We start from the raw sequence: 15,773 nt of genomic DNA, 5'->3' as shown, positions 1-15,773 counted from the left end.
GAACGGGCAGTCAAGGGGCGGAACGCCCGTCGCTTGCGGCGGCTTGCCCTTGACGGCCTGGCCCGGCCGTGCTATTTCCGGCAAGGCGGCGGGGGTATATCCTCCAGAGCCGCCCCCTTTCCCATGAATGGGAAAGGGCGGGGGGATAGGGTTGAACTACCTATTAAATATCGGAGGTGTGATAATGAAACGATCCCTTGCTTATATCACCGCTGCGTGGCGCGGCGATCCTGCGGTGGATATGGAGCAGGCGGCGCATTACTGCCGCGTGGTCTACGATGCGGGCTATTCCCCCATCTGCCCTATGCTCTATCTGCCGCTGTTCCTCAATGACGCGGTGCCGGAGGAGCACAAGAACGGCATCGACATGGGCCGCGATCTGCTCCGGCGTTCCCGTGTGCTGGTGGTGTGCGGCCATTCCGTGACCGAGGCCATGAAAAATGATATTGCTGTGGCCCAGCGCCTGGGGATCACCGCGACTACGCTTGAGGGCATCCTGACCGTCAAGGGCCAGGGGCGGTGTTGATGACGTCTCTGTTTGAAGCCTACATCACCAACCTGGGAAAGTACAACGAGGGTGAGCTGGTTGGCGAAACGCTGAAATTCCCCACCACCACGGAGGAGGTGCAAGGACTGCTGAAACGCATTGGTGTGGATGGGGTGCGTTATGAGGAGTTTTTCATTACCAGCTTTGACGGTGATGTGCTGGGGCTCTACGACTATCTGACGGAATATGAAAATCTGGACGAGCTCAATCATCTGGCCTGTCTGCTCTCCGAGCTGGATCAAGGTGAGTTGGAGAAATTTGAGGCCGTCATTGATAACGGCGAACATACTTCCAGCGTGGCCGATCTCATCAATCTGGCGCAAAACCTGGATTGCTACGAGTTTTATCCCGGCGTTGAGGACGATGAAACCCTGGGCCGCATCTATGTGGAAGATATGGAGGCCATCGAGGTGCCGGAGCACCTGCTGAATTACTTTGACTATGAGGCATACGGGCGGGACATCAGGATCAACGAGGACGGCCACTTTGCCCCCGGCGGCTATGTGCGGAACAATGGCGGTCAATTTATCGAGCACTATCACGGGATCGAGGACATTCCCGACGAGCACAAAGTCTTTGCCTTTCCCCAGCTCACGGTGCGGGAGCAAATGGCGGCCTACAAAGAAATCATTGACGGTTCCTCCCTGGAGGGCTATCGGAAGATTGCCGCAAAGGAACACGAGGAGCGATAACAGCACTTCTGGACGTTTTGTCCAGAGGTGTTTTTTTCATGGAAAGGAGGGATACGGCTGATTGACGAGGACGTTTCCAGACGTACCATAGCAGTTTCGATCAAGGCGACAAAGCTCACGGGCCGGGTGCTGGCCCAGGCGTGTCTGGCGGTGGGCCGGAAGATTAAGAAAACGTACCGTGCCCGCCAGACACCTCACGGAAAACAGACGGTGCGCCAGCTCATGGGCCACGGGGCCGCCACGAACAGCATCGAGGTGGAGTCCCCAAAGGATTTTGACCGGGTGGCCCGGCGTTGGAATGTGGACTATGCCTTTTATAAGACCGGGCCGGACAAATACCTGTTGTTTTTCAAGAGCGGGCAGGCCGACGCCATCACCACTTGCTTTTCGGAGTATTCCCGGCGTGTGATGAAGCGTTCCAAGTCCCAGCGTGTTCCCATCCGGGAACAGCTCAAACGGGCTGCCGTTGAACTGGCCCGCCAGCCGTCCCACAAGAGAGAACGTGCAAGGGAGGCGGTGCATGAGGACAGATAGCGTCAAAAAGTATGTGATACCCAATATCCCGTACCTATTTATTCTGTGGGCCTGCCTAAAGCTGGGGACGGCCTACCGTCTGGCCCCCGGAGCAGACTTTGCTCACAAGCTCATGGGCCTGGGGCAGAGCATCGGCCCGGCCTTTGCTGACTTTGCGCCGGGGCTGGCCTCCTTTGACTGGCTCATAGGCATTGTGGGCGCGGTGGGCTTTCGCCTGCTGATCTACTTCAAAAGCAAGAACGCAAAGAAATTTCGGCGGGATGAGGAATACGGGTCGGCCCGCTGGGGCACCGAAAAAGACATCAAGCCCTTTGTCGATCCGAAGTTTGAGAACAACGTCATTTTGACAAAGACGGAGTTTCTCACTATGAACACCCGGCCCAAAAATCCCGCCAACGCCCGCAATCTCAACGCCTGTATCATCGGCTCGTCCGGCTCCGGCAAAACCCGTTTCTGGCTCACGCCCCAACTGCTCCAGGCGCACAGCTCCTATGTATGCGTCGATCCGAAAGGCGGGGTACTCTCCCAGGTGGGGGCTTTTCTGCAACGCCGGGGGTATCAGGTCAAAGTGTTCAACAGCATAGATTTTTCAAAATCCATGCACTACAATCCGTTGTCCTACATTCACAACGAGGCGGACATCCTCAAATTCGTGGACACCCTCATAGCCAACACCAAAGGCGAGGGCAAGGAGGGCGATCCATTTTGGACGAAGGCGGAAACGCTTTTGTACTGCGCCCTGATTGCCTATATCATTTTCGAGGCCCCCGCCGAGGATCGGAACATCAATACCCTGGTGGATATCATTTCCGGCATGGACGTGAAAGAGGATGACGAGTCCTATATGAACGCGGTGGACTATATGTTTAAGGGCCTGGAAAAGCGCAAGCCGGATTGCTTTGCCGTGAAGCAGTACAAGAAATATAAGCTGGCAAGCGGCAAGACCGCAAAAAGCATTTTGATTTCCTGCGGCTCCCGACTGGCCCCCTTTGACATCCCCCAACTCCGGGAGATCATGAGCTATGACGAGCTGGAGCTTGACCGCATCGGGGATCGGAAAACGGCGGTTTTCTTCACGATTTCCGACACAACCCCCACTTATAACTTCATTGTTGCCCTGGCCTTTTCGCAGATGTTCAATCTCTTGTGTGAACGGGCGGACAATGTTCACGGTGGCCGCCTGCCCCATCATGTGCGGGTGCTGTGGGACGAGGCGGCCAACACGGGCCAGGTGCCCTCGCTGGAGAAGCTGGTGGCCGTGATCCGTTCTCGTGAGGTAAGTCTGTGCCTGTTCTACCAGCAGTACGCTCAATGCAAGGCCATATACAAGGACAACGCCGAAACAATCCTGGGAAACATGGACAGCGTGGTTTTCCTGGGCGGGCGGGAAAGCTCCACCATCAAGGAAATTTCCGAAAACTGGCTGGGCAAGGCCACGATCTCCATGCAGACCGAGGGCCGCTCCCGTGGGCAGTCGGAAAGCTACAACCAAAACACCCAGCGGCTGGGCCGGGAGCTGATGACCCCCAGTGAGCTGGCTACCATGCCGGGCGATAAGTGCATTTTGCAGCTGCGGGGCCTGCCCCCGTTCTTCTCGTCCAAATACGATTTGAAGCAGCACCCGAACTACAAGTACACGGCTGAGGCCGATAAAAAGAAAAACGCCTTTGACCTTGATAAACTCATTAACCGCCGCAGGCGGCCTGGGCTGAATGAGGCTTGTGAGGTGTACGAGGTAGACGTATCGGACGCGGGGCCCGTAAGCGAGGACGAGGACATCCTCAACTACGATGATGTGGACGATCCGGATGCCTTTATATAAAAATCCCCATTCCAGTTTAACAACCGGAATGGGGGCATAAAATCTATCGCGATTTATGGTTTGCTTTTGACACCTCGTCTCGAACTTTATCTACTAAAATTGCAATATTAACTCTATAATTCTCAATTTGTGTTTCTAACAATTCAATTTGTGATCTGAGGACTGCCTCGCGGCCATAATATACTGTTGCAAGTTCCCACTCTAGTTCACCAATTTTTTTATGAAGAAAATCAAATTCTTCTTTGCATTTTTTCAGCTCCGGTGTTAACTCTTTTCTCATAACAATTCTCCCTTTTTATAAATATTCAAAGTCTATTGATAATTCATTTTAGCATTATTTGTGATACTGCTATTGAGCTAGCAAAAAACGACATTGGCGAACAAATTCACAGTAAGTTTTCCAAACTTTTGTTGCCAGATCATTTAGGGTTTGAGACTCTTTGGCATACTGTATTGAGCATTCTTCATAACTCATGGAATGTGGAATCCAATCTTCATGACTAATCATCCACGCGCGAGTTACACACAATTCTTGCCCAAAAACATCCTTTACAAATGTGTTCATGGATTTGTAATTCAAAAATGCTTTAATAGAATTAATCAAATTACCTCGCATTTTCTCTAGTTCTGGATTTATAAATTCTGAAAAAGGATCATCATAAGTATCATTTAGATATTTGGCTAACCCATCAAACACATTGTATGGGTGAGTTCCCCCAATATCTTCTTCAATAAGCCAACACTTGACGGTTGGAGTAAACAGAGCACATATTGTTTGAAATGATTCAATATCTTCTGTAAATATAGTCTTTTCGCTATTATTTACAGAAATTCCATCACTATTTACTTTTCTATACCAATTATCCCTATGGCGTTTCAGTTCTTCCGTAGAATATCTTTTTCCTTTAGGATGTTTTGGGTCAGCTTTGCCCATCTCGGAATGACAATCAAAACATAGTGGAATGCAATTCTCTAAAGTATCCTTGCCCCCATAGGCCTTTTGCTCTATGTGATGCAACTCAATTTTTGTTCCGCAAAACTTGTGGCAGATACAACAGCAGCGGCCACATAATGTCAACGCTTCAATCGCAACATTTTCTGGAAAACTCATCGAAACACCTCTATTAAAGCCTTATTATTTATATCAATAATATCAAATAAATCGAAATCGCACAATCAAAAGTTATGCAAAGCGTACATGTAGGCATTGTACTCATATAAGAGGACGAGGACATCCTCGACTATGACGATCTCGATGACCCGGACGCCTTTGTATAAACAGCACTTCTGGACAAAGTGTCCAGAGGTCGTAACCTGCCGCCTGCATGGGCGGCTTTTTTCATGGCCGGGAAAAACCCCGGAGAAATGGAGGCTATATGCAGTTCTTTTCTTCCGCTATTGATACTTTGCAGACCCTTGTTGTGGCTCTCGGCGCTGGTCTGGGCGTGTGGGGCGTTGTCAATTTGCTTGAGGGCTACGGCTCGGACAACCCTGGTTCCAAAAGCCAGGGCATGAAGCAGCTTATGGCTAATTAAATGTAATAAAAGTGAAGAAAGGAAAAGCACAATCCAGACGGAACCGGCGGTGCGGTCAAGAAATATTGTGGAAACGCAAGATTTCTGCTATAATGGGTACAGAACATTTGACGATGGAAAGAGAGGCGGGAGCCTATGCACATCAGCTATCAACCGCTATGGGACACTTTGAAAGAGCGTGGCATGAGGAAAGAGGACTTGCGGCTGTCCGCCGGTCTGACCACCAATATGATTGCCAACATGGGCAAGGGAAAGCATATCAGTATGGAAACACTACTGCGTATCTGCAAAGCATTGAACTGTGGAATTTTGAATGTGATTGAATTAGAGCATGACGAAGAAGCTGAAATATCAAATTAACAAGGAAGGTTCTGCGAAATGGACAATAGAGAAAGAATTATCAGACTTTGGTTTGATATGTGGCTTACAAAGAAAGATTTAGGTATATCCGATATTTTTTCAAATAATGCCATCTATATTGAAAGCTGGGGGCCGGAATATCACGGAATAAAGAAGATAATACTTTGGTTTGAGGAATGGAATACCCGGGGAACCGTCTTACAATGGGACATCAAACAGTTTTTCCATAAAGACAATCAGACTATCGTTGAATGGTATTTTAAGAATAAAATGGACGACGGTAATGTAGAAGCGTTTGATGGAATATCACTGATTGAATGGACACCAGATGACAAGATTGCCCTCTTAAAAGAATTTGGTTGCAATGAAAATCGATATGACCCTTATAAAGATGGCACTATACCACATTTCAGAGATGAAAACGCAAAGTGGTTTTAGCCGGGAAATTTAGTTGTTGGAGGTAATTATGCAGAATGGATAATTGGTTTACCATTGAGCAAATAGACCGTGATACATTCTCTATTAGCGAATACAAACACTGGGAAGAAACACATTGCTATCTATTATGTGGAGAAAAATGCGCTATTCTCATTGATACAGGCTTAGGCGTTTCCAACATCAGAAAAATTGTGGACAGTCTAACAGAGCTGCCTGTTATGGCAATTACTACTCATGTTCATTGGGATCACATCGGCGGGCATAAGTATTTTGATAATATCGCTGTATATGAAGCGGAAAAGGACTGGTTATCAGTCAGGTTTCCGATACCGTTGCAAGTTGTAAAGAACAATTTAACAAGACTTCCTTGTAATTTTCCAAGAGATTTTGATATTAACGCCTATCAGATATTTCAAGGTATGCCACAAAGAATCTTGCAGGATGGAGATTTTCTGAATTTAGGCGGACGGGAAATTCAGGTTATTCACACGCCGGGACATTCTCCCGGACATTGTTGCTTTTACGAGCCAGAAAGAAATTACTTGTATTCCGGGGATTTGATATACAAAGGAAGCCTTGACGCATTTTACCCAACTACTGATCCGCAACTATTTTATCAATCCATAAGGCGGATACAGAAATACAAAATAAAAAAAGTTCTGCCCGGACACCACCAGTTGGATATTCCTGTTTCTTTGATAGGTGACATTGAAGCCGGATTTGCACAATTATCGAGAGCCGGAAAACTCAAACAGGGAAATGGATTGTTTGAGTTTCGAGACTTCCAAATTCATATATGATTCAAAACTGCCGTTGCAGGAACACCCGTTCCCACAACGGCAGTTTTCATTTCCACGGCCTGCGCCGGAAGTTGATCCCGGAATTTTTAATCAGTGGCGATCTTTTGAACAGTCTTTTCAGGGTCACTCTTTCCTCGTCTGTGAGCCGCTTGTATTTCAGCTGGAACGCCTTGCAGAAGATTTCCAAAAATTCCTGCACCCTATCGCCGGTGGACTGCATGGCCTTTCGGACTGCCTTTATTAGTTCATCGGCGGGCGTGGTATCCGGCGCACTCTCCATGTCGTTCTCATGGGCTTTGCGTATATCGTGAAGGATTGTGTCCCATGTTTTGTGTGTCACATGGCAGAAAAAATCTTCTTCCTCTATCTGACCGGCTTCCAGAATTTTCAGGGAACGGTCTGCGGCGGCTTCGGGATGCTCTTCCAGTATCATTACCCGGACAGCGGCCAGCGCACTGTTGAGGTCATGGAACCGCATGGTAGCCATTCCATCCACATAGATTTCTGCGTCAGCCATCAGTTCCGCAAATTTTTCGTGGGACATCATCTCGCACAGCAGCCGGGTATTGATCCGTCCGCTTTTCAGAAGCGCCACGGCTTCATCGGTCAAATGCAGTTCAGACAGCGGGGTGTTGATCTGCTCCCGGTTTTCTGTCCGGCAGAACAGATAGTCAATGGACACCTCATAAAAGTCTGCCAGTGTGATAAGGTTGCCGTGATTGATTTCCTTATTTCGGTTTTCTTCATTTTCATAGCTTGCCAAAGCAGATTTTGAAATGCCGGTCTTTTCCGCCAGTTCTTCCAGCTTCAAGCCCTTTTCCACCCGTAAATCTTTCAAGCGTTCCTGTAAGGAAACATGGTCTTTCATCGGTTTGCCACTTCCTTTCCATGTGGTTTTCGAGCATATATAGCCATTATACCATACCGTTCCGAAATCGTGGAAATTTTCGATTTTGGGGCGGTATTCCTACTTTCTGGACATACGGGAAAGGGTTCAAAAATGAGCTATGATTAAGTCAGTTCATCGATGGATTATTCCAATCGAATGACCGGCCTGATGGGATATGCTCCCCGGCGATGTAGCGCAACGACCTGCGGCAAGGAGTTGGAGGAACCTTGACCGCAGCGAGCGTACCAACGGGAACGAAACGCTGCTGTGAGATTCAGGGGCAGGAACGACATCAGGGAAACCCGGCAGAACTGACACCAAAACGCTACCCAAACATGACAAATCGGCGGGGCGTAGTCTGCCCTGTCCGTGATACTATGGGGCTTTTCCAAGCGGCTCTATGGCCGTATTTTCCTTGAAAATCGCCCCGAAACATGACACCAAAAACCGCTATCCGCCCATCTCTACCGTTACGGCTGAAATGGGCGGATTTTCTATGATAGGAGGCACCATGCCGAGAATGAGCAAGAAACGGAAGTTGGAGCTGTCCTTCTTCCTCAATGACCGGGGGCGTGTGACCTACAACGACCTGTGCCGGAAGTGTCAGCATGAGTGCAAACAGAGCTTCCGGGCTGTCGTGATCGACTGCCCCTGTTACCTGTCCAAACGAGCCAAGCGAAAGGAGAAAACCGACTAAATGGAATTTGAATTTATGACCGCAGATACCGTTCTGCCGCCCTGTATGCCACTTCCCCCCGCCATGTTGCGGCTGCCGGTCAGCAGCACCGCAAAGGTCATGTATGCCCGCCTGCTGGACGCCACCCTTACGGTGGGTACGGAGGATACCAACGGGATACTGTTTGTCCGTTTCCCCATTGTGGAGCTGGCGGCGGCCTTGTCCCGAAGCTCCGTAACCGTCAAGCGTTCCTTGAAAGAATTGGAGGACGCCGGACTGATCCTGCGGGTGCGCCGGGGTGTGGGAGAACCGAACCGTATTTACACGCTGCTCCCCAAGAAGGAGGGCTGCCGTGATGAATGAAAAGCTGGAAAAACTCAACCGGGAGCTTGCCAAAGGCGAAGCCAGACTGCGGCGGGCGCAGCACGAAGAAAAGATACTGGCACACCAGATAAAACAGCTTACCCGGAAAGAACGGACGCACCGGCTTTGTACCAGAGGAGCTATGCTGGAAAGTTTCCTGATAAGGCCGGAAGTGCTGACGGACGATGACGTGATGGACATTCTGAAACAGGCATTTTCCCAAACTGACATGAAAGAAGTTGTTGCGGAAAGCGTGAAAGGTCGGGTAGCTGGGGAACCCCTTACGGAGTAAGGGCGCAACTATACACCGGTCAAGCTGGTGTGTTGTGCCCTGCCGGGGGCTTCCTGCGGAAAGCAGATGATTGACAGCACACTTGCGGCTGCTTCCAATCATCACAGGGGGAAGCTACACTTCCCCCTGCGCTGGCTGCCGCCAGCTACCCCTTTACGAATATGCCGCCCGCAAAGTTTGCACAGAAAACTTTGCACAATCTATTGACAAGTAAACTTGGTAATGCTATTCTAAAGATACCAAGTATACTTGGCGATAACAAGTAAGGAGATGAATTTATGAAAAAAGAAGATATTTTGTCAAAGGCGCAAAAAGAAGGTATGCTTGGCATTGATGAGGGAACGAAACAGATGAAAAATCAAGGGAGATTGATTGGTCAAGCAATGTTCAGTTTCGTGTTTGTCATAATTGCGCTTCTTGCTATAATTACCAAGAGCGAGATTGACTATGGGGTGCGTGCAATGTTTTTGGGATATCTTGCAGGAGAAACATTTATAGAATGGAGATTCAAAAAGAGTAAGGTGTTTTTGCTTTTATCGATTGCTGCGAGCTTTACGACTATTTTAGCTTTAATTGGGGTTGCTTGCAGTATGTTTGGAGTAGCTCTATGAATGGTGAATTGACACTTAAAAATCATCTCAAAGAAGCCCGTGTTGAAAAAAATCTATCGCAGGCGGCATTGGCAGAAATGGTAGGTGTCTCCCGCAACACCATTAGTTCGATTGAAACAGGTCAGTTCAACCCTACCGCCAAACTTGCACTCATTTTATGTATTGCCCTTGACAAGAAGTTTGAAGAACTATTCTATTTTGATTAACTAAACATTAGCCGCCCACCGGCACCACCGAGCAGGAAATCATTGAACGGTTTCCTGCTTTTCTTTTACCCAAAATGCGGTGGCAAACCACCACCTCATCCAATCACCCACAGGAAGGAGGAAGCCGTTATGCCCTGTCCCCACCACGATATAAAAATCGTCCAGCGCAGCAACCGCCAGTCAGCCGTAGCCGCCGCAGCTTACCAGAGCGGCGAACGGCTGTTTTCTGAGTACGACCAGAAGCAGAAATACTATTCCGAGAAACGAGGAATTGTCCACACGGAAATCATGCTGCCGCCCCACGCACCGCCGGAGTACGCAGACCGCAACATCTTGTGGAACGCTGCCGAGACACAAGAAAAACAATGGAACTCCCAGCTTGCCCGCAGGATCGTACTTGCCATACCGAGGGAAATCCCCTCGGAGCAACACGCCGACCTGATCCGGGACTATTGCCGGGAGTTTTTTGTTTCCAAAGGCATGATTGCCGATTTTGCCATTCACGATAAGGGGGACGGGAATCCCCACGCCCACATCTTGCTGACCATGCGGGCAATGGACGAAACCGGGAAATGGCTTCCCAAGAGCCGGAAGGTTTATGACCTTGACAAGAACGGCGAGCGTATCCGGCTCCCGTCCGGGAACTGGAAAAGCCACAAGGAGGACACCGTAGACTGGAACGACCAGAAGTACGCCGAGATATGGCGGCAGGGCTGGGCGGCTATCGCCAATCGCTATCTGGAAGCCAATGACCGCCCGGAACGCCTTGACCTTCGTTCCTATGAACGGCAGGGGCTTGATAAAATCCCCACCGTCCACATGGGGCCAGCGGTCAGCCAGATGGAGAAACGAGGGATACAGACCAACATCGGCAATCTCAACCGGGATATTACCGCTGCCAACCGGCTTATGCAGTCCATCCGTCAGATGGTGCGTCACCTGAAAGGCTGGATCGCAGACCTGAAGGAGAAAAAGGCCGCTCTGCTGGAAGCCTTGCAGGAAGCGAAGGAACCCATCCTGCCGGAGCTGCTGGGCAAATATCTGGATTTGCGCCGGGAGGAGCGCACCGGCTGGACGAGCAAAGGCCAGCTCAAAGGCACTGTAAATGACTTCAACAAAGTAATGGACGCTATCCGCTATCTGCGGGAAAAGGAGCTGTCCACCGTGGAGAGCCTTGACACCTATCTGGATACCGTCAGCGAGCAGGCCGTTTCCATCCGGGCAGAGATGAAGCCGAAGGAAAAACGCATGAAGGAGATCGACACCATGCTTTCCCATATCGCCAACTTTGAAGCCCACAAGCCGGTTCATGCGGAATATGCCGCCATCCGGTTTAAGAAGCCAGAGGAACAGTTTGCCGCCGCCCATCGGGACGAGCTGGACGCCTACAATGCCGCTGTCCGCTATTTCAAGGTGCATTTGGAGGGAACCAAGTACAGCACCAAGAAATTGAACGAGGAACGGACGCAGCTTGCCGGAGAGATGGCCGAGTACAGGGAACGCCTGTCAGCGGTGCAGGAGGATGTGAAGATTCTCCGGGATGTGCGCCACTGGCTCAATCAGGTGCTTCCGTCCGAGCAGTACCGCCAGACCGCCGAGCCGGGCAAGAAACCGTCCATCCAGCAGGCAGTCAAAGGTCGGGCGCAGCGTATCCGGGAGGAACAAGCCGAGAAACGCCAGCAGCCCCGCACAGAGAAAAAACAGGATATAGAACTTTAACAGGCGCTTGCCATTTTCTTTTCGAGAATGACAGGCGCTTTTCTTATGTTCAGGAGGATTGAGTTGAATGTATTTGAAGCTGTCAAGCAGTCTGTTACCACCCGGCAGGCCGCCGAGCGTTACGGCGTCCGGGTGGGACGAAACGGGATGTGCGTCTGTCCCTTCCATGCCGACAAAAAGCCAAGCATGAAGGTTGACCGGCGCTTTCACTGTTTCGGCTGTCAGGCAGACGGGGATGTGATCGACTTTGTTTCCCGTCTGGAAGCTGTCAGCCCCAAGGAAGCCGCCCTCATGCTGGCGCAGGCGTTTTCCGTCCCCTATGAGGACAAGGAGCCGCCCAGCCACAGGAAACCACCGCAGGAAAACCCGGAACAGCGGTTCCGCCGTATGGAACGGTACTGCTTCCGGGTGCTGTGCGACTATCGAAACCTGCTGCGCCGCTGGAAACGGGACTATGCCCCCAAGACGCCAGACGAGGATTTCCACCCTTTGTTTGTGGAAGCCCTGCAAAAGCAGGACTATGTGGACTATTTGCTGGATGTGCTGCTCTCCCCGGACATGGAGGAACGGGCAGCCCTTATCATCGACTGTGGAAAGGAAGTGAGCAATCTTGAAAGACGAATGGCAGAGCTTACCGCCGGAGATACGGCAGGCCGCAGAACAGACCATGCAAGAAACACCGCCGCCCCGGAACGCCCGTGAAGTCAAAGCCATGTTGGAAAGCACCGAGAAAGGCGGCGTCCGCAACAGTATCCGCAACTGCCTGACCGTCTTTCAGAATGACCCGCTGCTTTCCGGGGCAATCGCAAAAAATCTGCTGACCGAGCGCATCGACATCATCAAGCCCATCGGCTACCACCGTACCGGCACCGCCATCACGGACACGGATATGAACTATCTGCTTTTGTATCTGGAAGAAACCTATGGGCTGACCAGCGAAAAGAAGATTGCCGCCGCCATCGGGATCGTTGCCAACGAAAACGGCTATCACCCCATCCGGGACTACCTGAACGGCCTTTCATGGGACGGAACCGAGCGTATCCGCACCTGTCTGCACCACTTTTTAGGAGCCGACAGCGACCAGTACACCTATGAAGCCCTGCGGCTGTTTCTGCTGGGAGCCATCCACCGGGCATTTCATCCCGGCTGCAAGTTTGAGGTCATGCTCTGTCTGGTGGGCGGCCAGGGCGCCGGAAAATCCACCTTTTTCCGGCTGCTGGCCGTGAAAGACGAGTGGTTTTCCGATGACCTTCGCAAGCTGGACGATGACAATGTGTACCGCAAGCTGCAAGGCCACTGGATTATTGAGATGTCGGAGATGATCGCCACCGCAAACGCCAAGAGCATTGAGGAAATCAAGTCTTTTTTGAGCCGACAGAAGGAGGTCTATAAAATCCCATACGAAACCCACCCGGAGGACAGGCTGCGGCAATGCGTGTTCGGCGGCACTTCCAATGCCCTGGACTTCCTGCCCCTTGACCGTTCCGGCAACCGGCGCTTTCTGCCGGTCATGGTGTACCCGGAACAGGCGGAAGTTCATATTTTGGACGATGAAGCCGCTTCCAGAGCCTACATGGAGCAGCTATGGGCGGAAGCCATGACCATTTACCGCAGTGGGGATTTTAAGCTGTCTTTCAGCCCCGAAATGGTGCGCTATCTCAAAGAACACCAGCGGGATTTCATGCCGGAGGACACCAAGGCCGGGATGATCCAAGCCTACCTTGACCGCTATACCGGCAGCATAGTGTGTTCCAAGCAGCTTTTCCGGGAAGCCCTGAACCACCCCTTTGACGAGCCGAAACAATGGGAAATCCGGGAGATCAACGACATTATGAACCATTGTGTCACAGGCTGGCACTACTTTTCCAATCCCCGGATGTTCCCGGAATACGGCAGGCAAAAGGGCTGGGAGCGTGAAAACCCGGCAACGGATACCAGCAACGGAGCCGGAAAAATCCTGGAGGGATTTGTGGAAGTCACAGAGCAGATGGAGCTTCCTTTCTGAAAATCCCACCCCGTTGCCGACTTTGTTGCACTCCCGTTGCCGGGCTGGTTGCCGGGGAAAGCCCCGTAACTGCGGGCTTTTTCCCCTATCAGCAACCAAAGCAACAGAAAAATAAAAGAAAATATAAATCGTAACCAAACCGCCAGACAGAGAAGGTTTTGAGGTTTTTTGAAGCCCGTTGCCGGACTTCGTTGCCGACCTTCTCCTTGTCTGGCTATTCTATTATGGAGGATAACTGCCTATGGCAAAAACGAAAACAGAGATTCATGTTACCACAGTTTTTGACGGCGAGCTGGACGCAGCGGATGTCTTTGTAAGCCTGATTGCCCAAAAGTATGGGCAGAATACCGGCGAGGAAAATCTTGTGAAAACACAAGATTTAGGATATAATAGAGACGAGGTTCAGAAGAACCGTGTTCCGTCTGGATTGTGCGGGTAAACGGTTATGATGAACGGATACGAATACACAGGCATGGACGCAATTCTGGCGGGCAGCTTCCGGGCGGCCATCTATTGCAGGCTTTCAAAAGACGATGACCTTGACGGGGAGAGCGCCAGTATTGCCAACCAGCGGGATATGCTGGAAAGCTACTGCGAAAAGCAGGGATGGGAGGTTGTGGCAGTCTATCAGGACGATGGCTACACGGGGCTGAACATGGAGCGCCCCGACCTGAAACGGATGTTAAAAGCCATCGAGCGCAGGCAGATAAATCTTGTGATAACGAAAGATTTATCGAGGTTGGGCCGAAATTACTTGCAGACCGGCACACTGATCGAGGACTTCTTCCCCCGTCACGGCGTCCGCTATATCGCCATGAATGACGGTATCGACACCATGCGGGACAACAACGACATTGCGCCGTTCAAGAACATCCTGAATGAGATGTACAGCAAGGATATTTCCAAGAAGGTACATTCCTCGTATCTTCTGAAAGCCCAGCAAGGCCAGTTTACCGGCTGTGTGGCTCCCTTTGGGTATCGGAAAGACCCAGAGGACAAAAACCACCTGCTGGTGGACGAGGAAACCGCCCCCATTGTCCGGCAAATCTTCCTTTGGGCGCTGGAAGGACACGGCCCCAACTTCATCCGGCGCAGGCTGGAAGAACAGAAGGTGCCTTGCCCTACATGGTGGAACCGGGAACGGGGCTTCCGCAATGTCCGCACCAAATGGGAAAAGAAAGACCCGGAAAACGGGCGGTATATGTGGGACTTCTCTGTGATAAAAGACATCCTGATGAATCCCGTTTATACTGGGGCGATAGCTTCCCAAAAGAAGGACTACCGCTTCAAAATTGGAACCATTGGCGAGAAGAAGCCGCAGGACTGGATTGTGGTGGAGGAACGGCACGAACCGTTGATTGACAGCAAAAGTTTTGCCATCGTGCAGGACAAGCTGAAATCCCGCCAGCGCCCCCGGCAGGACGGGGAAACCAGCCTGTTTGCCGGGCTTATCAAGTGCGGCGAGTGCGGCAAGTCGTTGACCATCCGCACCACCCACGCCAAGCACCCGCAGCAGATTTACGCCTGTAAGACCTATGGGGCGTTTGGCAAGAACCATTGCACCCAGCACCGGGTGGAGTACGACACCCTTTACCACCTTGTCCTGAACAAAATCCGGGATTGCGCCAAGGCTGCCCTGACCGATGGGGAAGCCATTGCCGGGAAGCTGACCGACACCTGCGAAGCCGAACAGAAAGGCCAACGGGAAGCGTTGGAGCGTTCCCTGACAAAAGACGAGGAACGGATTGAGGTGCTGGAAAAGATGGTGCTGCGGCTCTATGAGGACATGGTTGCCGGGCGGATCAGCGAAGCCAACTTCAATCTCATGCTGGACAAGACGCAGAAGGAACAGGCCGAGTTGAAAGAACGGGTTGCACAGGGACGCAAGAAGCTGGCTGATGAAATGCGGCTGGCGATGGACGCCAAACAATGGGTGGACGCCATTCAGGAATATGCCGACATCACGGAGTTGGACGCCGCCACCTTAAACCGCCTGATTAAAGAAATCGTTGTCCATGAACACATCGACAGCGATAAGACACGACACATTTCTATCGAAATTCACTTCAATCTCAAACCCATCCCGGAGGTGGAACAGGTCAAGGGCTGACCTGTCCCCTCCGGGGCGGTTCTAAAACAATTCCATATATTTTTTGACACGCCGCCGCCTGCCATCGAGCAAGGTTTTACTCCTATTTGGGGATAAAACAGCTCATGGCGGGCGGCGGCATCATCCTGCTGGGCACCACCCTGATCCCTCTGCTGTCCGGCCTGTTTTAAGGTA

General features: G+C 51.1%; 20 protein-coding genes and 2 pseudogenes. 19 read left to right on the top strand and 3 right to left on the bottom strand.

From position 1 onward, the window contains the following. Window positions 1-184 precede the first annotated feature (184 nt). From BN2154_RS10325 to BN2154_RS10310, 4 genes are read left to right on the top strand one after another with little or no spacing between them, the layout of a single operon-like run. The gene (locus BN2154_RS10325; protein WP_050618702.1) at window positions 185-526 is read left to right on the top strand and encodes a DUF7768 domain-containing protein; all 342 of its coding nucleotides are present in this window, start codon (window positions 185-187) and stop codon (window positions 524-526) included. Next, window positions 526-1,239, top strand: a complete 714-nt coding sequence (locus BN2154_RS10320; protein WP_050618701.1) for an antirestriction protein ArdA — start codon at window positions 526-528, stop codon at window positions 1,237-1,239. The genes BN2154_RS10325 and BN2154_RS10320 overlap by 1 nt, the downstream gene beginning before the upstream one ends. Window positions 1,240-1,266: 27 nt before the next feature. Further along, window positions 1,267-1,773: a PcfB family protein gene (locus BN2154_RS10315; RefSeq protein WP_050618700.1), complete on the top strand. Its 507-nt coding sequence runs from the start codon at window positions 1,267-1,269 to the stop codon at window positions 1,771-1,773. Then, the gene (locus BN2154_RS10310) at window positions 1,760-3,595 is read left to right on the top strand and encodes a VirD4-like conjugal transfer protein, CD1115 family (protein ID WP_050618699.1); all 1,836 of its coding nucleotides are present in this window, start codon (window positions 1,760-1,762) and stop codon (window positions 3,593-3,595) included. The genes BN2154_RS10315 and BN2154_RS10310 overlap by 14 nt, the downstream gene beginning before the upstream one ends. Window positions 3,596-3,638: 43 nt before the next feature. Here the strand turns inward: BN2154_RS10310 and BN2154_RS15765 are convergent, their stop codons facing one another. Next, window positions 3,639-3,875 (bottom strand): hypothetical protein, encoded by a 237-nt coding sequence (locus BN2154_RS15765; protein ID WP_154666672.1) that lies wholly within the window; start codon window positions 3,873-3,875, stop codon window positions 3,639-3,641. A gap of 69 nt (window positions 3,876-3,944) precedes the next feature. Beyond that, window positions 3,945-4,706 (bottom strand): HNH endonuclease, encoded by a 762-nt coding sequence (locus tag BN2154_RS15365; protein WP_094762466.1) that lies wholly within the window; start codon window positions 4,704-4,706, stop codon window positions 3,945-3,947. Window positions 4,707-4,971: 265 nt separating this feature from the next. Between BN2154_RS15365 and BN2154_RS15360 the strand changes: the two are divergent. The 4 genes and pseudogenes from BN2154_RS15360 to BN2154_RS15355 all read left to right on the top strand — a co-directional run. Further along, a pseudogene (locus BN2154_RS15360) lies at window positions 4,972-5,124 on the top strand (Maff2 family mobile element protein); the annotation flags it as partial. A gap of 141 nt (window positions 5,125-5,265) precedes the next feature. Next, on the top strand, window positions 5,266-5,490 hold the full coding sequence (locus BN2154_RS10305; RefSeq protein ID WP_015536482.1) for a helix-turn-helix domain-containing protein: 225 nt from the start codon (window positions 5,266-5,268) through the stop codon (window positions 5,488-5,490). A gap of 18 nt (window positions 5,491-5,508) precedes the next feature. Continuing rightward, window positions 5,509-5,928 carry a nuclear transport factor 2 family protein gene (locus tag BN2154_RS10300; RefSeq protein WP_015536483.1) on the top strand — a complete coding sequence of 140 codons (420 nt, stop codon included), beginning with the start codon at window positions 5,509-5,511 and terminating at the stop codon, window positions 5,926-5,928. Between the two features lie 35 nt (window positions 5,929-5,963). Next, entirely contained in the window at window positions 5,964-6,728 is a 765-nt protein-coding gene (locus BN2154_RS15355) for an MBL fold metallo-hydrolase (protein ID WP_015536484.1), read from the top strand. 46 nt (window positions 6,729-6,774) lie between these two features. On the opposite strand, the gene BN2154_RS10295 is transcribed toward BN2154_RS15355, so the two are convergent. After that, entirely contained in the window at window positions 6,775-7,596 is an 822-nt protein-coding gene (locus BN2154_RS10295) for a helix-turn-helix domain-containing protein (protein WP_050618698.1), read from the bottom strand. Between the two features lie 532 nt (window positions 7,597-8,128). Between BN2154_RS10295 and BN2154_RS10290 the strand changes: the two genes are divergently transcribed. From BN2154_RS10290 to BN2154_RS10240, 11 genes and pseudogenes are all read left to right on the top strand, one after another. Next, window positions 8,129-8,314, top strand: a complete 186-nt coding sequence (locus tag BN2154_RS10290; RefSeq protein WP_050618697.1) for a hypothetical protein — start codon at window positions 8,129-8,131, stop codon at window positions 8,312-8,314. After that, entirely contained in the window at window positions 8,315-8,656 is a 342-nt protein-coding gene (locus BN2154_RS10285; protein ID WP_050618696.1) for a DeoR family transcriptional regulator, read from the top strand. After that, window positions 8,649-8,948, top strand: coding sequence for a DUF3847 domain-containing protein (locus BN2154_RS10280; RefSeq protein WP_050618695.1), 300 nt, complete (start codon window positions 8,649-8,651; stop codon window positions 8,946-8,948). Before BN2154_RS10285 ends, BN2154_RS10280 begins: the two co-directional genes overlap by 8 nt. Window positions 8,949-9,226: 278 nt before the next feature. Beyond that, window positions 9,227-9,559, top strand: a complete 333-nt coding sequence (locus BN2154_RS10275; RefSeq protein WP_050618694.1) for a DUF6442 family protein — start codon at window positions 9,227-9,229, stop codon at window positions 9,557-9,559. Continuing rightward, window positions 9,556-9,765: a helix-turn-helix transcriptional regulator gene (locus tag BN2154_RS10270; RefSeq protein WP_050618693.1), complete on the top strand. Its 210-nt coding sequence runs from the start codon at window positions 9,556-9,558 to the stop codon at window positions 9,763-9,765. The genes BN2154_RS10275 and BN2154_RS10270 overlap by 4 nt, the downstream gene beginning before the upstream one ends. 129 nt (window positions 9,766-9,894) lie before the next feature. Further along, entirely contained in the window at window positions 9,895-11,484 is a 1,590-nt protein-coding gene (mobQ, locus tag BN2154_RS10265) for a MobQ family relaxase (RefSeq protein WP_050618692.1), read from the top strand. A gap of 63 nt (window positions 11,485-11,547) precedes the next feature. After that, a complete protein-coding gene (locus BN2154_RS10260; RefSeq protein ID WP_195892337.1) occupies window positions 11,548-12,186 on the top strand; it encodes a CHC2 zinc finger domain-containing protein in 639 nt (212 codons plus the stop codon). Window positions 12,187-12,196: 10 nt separating this feature from the next. After that, entirely contained in the window at window positions 12,197-13,489 is a 1,293-nt protein-coding gene (locus BN2154_RS10255) for a virulence-associated E family protein (protein WP_094762463.1), read from the top strand. 241 nt (window positions 13,490-13,730) lie between these two features. After that, complete coding sequence (locus BN2154_RS10250; RefSeq protein ID WP_050618689.1) at window positions 13,731-13,928, top strand: hypothetical protein; 198 nt, start codon at window positions 13,731-13,733, stop codon at window positions 13,926-13,928. A 6-nt stretch (window positions 13,929-13,934) separates the two neighbouring features. Continuing rightward, a complete protein-coding gene (locus BN2154_RS10245) occupies window positions 13,935-15,599 on the top strand; it encodes a recombinase family protein (RefSeq protein WP_050618688.1) in 1,665 nt (554 codons plus the stop codon). 89 nt (window positions 15,600-15,688) lie between these two features. Beyond that, a pseudogene (locus tag BN2154_RS10240) lies at window positions 15,689-15,769 on the top strand (Maff2 family mobile element protein); the annotation flags it as partial. Window positions 15,770-15,773 lie beyond the last annotated feature (4 nt).

Origin of the sequence: Intestinimonas massiliensis (ex Afouda et al. 2020), assembly GCF_001244995.1 — a bacterium.
GTDB classification, from domain to species: Bacteria; Bacillota; Clostridia; order Oscillospirales; family Oscillospiraceae; genus Intestinimonas; species Intestinimonas massiliensis.
The sequence above is the reverse complement of the archived record's forward strand: the minus strand, read 5'-3'. Positions and strand labels throughout refer to the sequence as shown.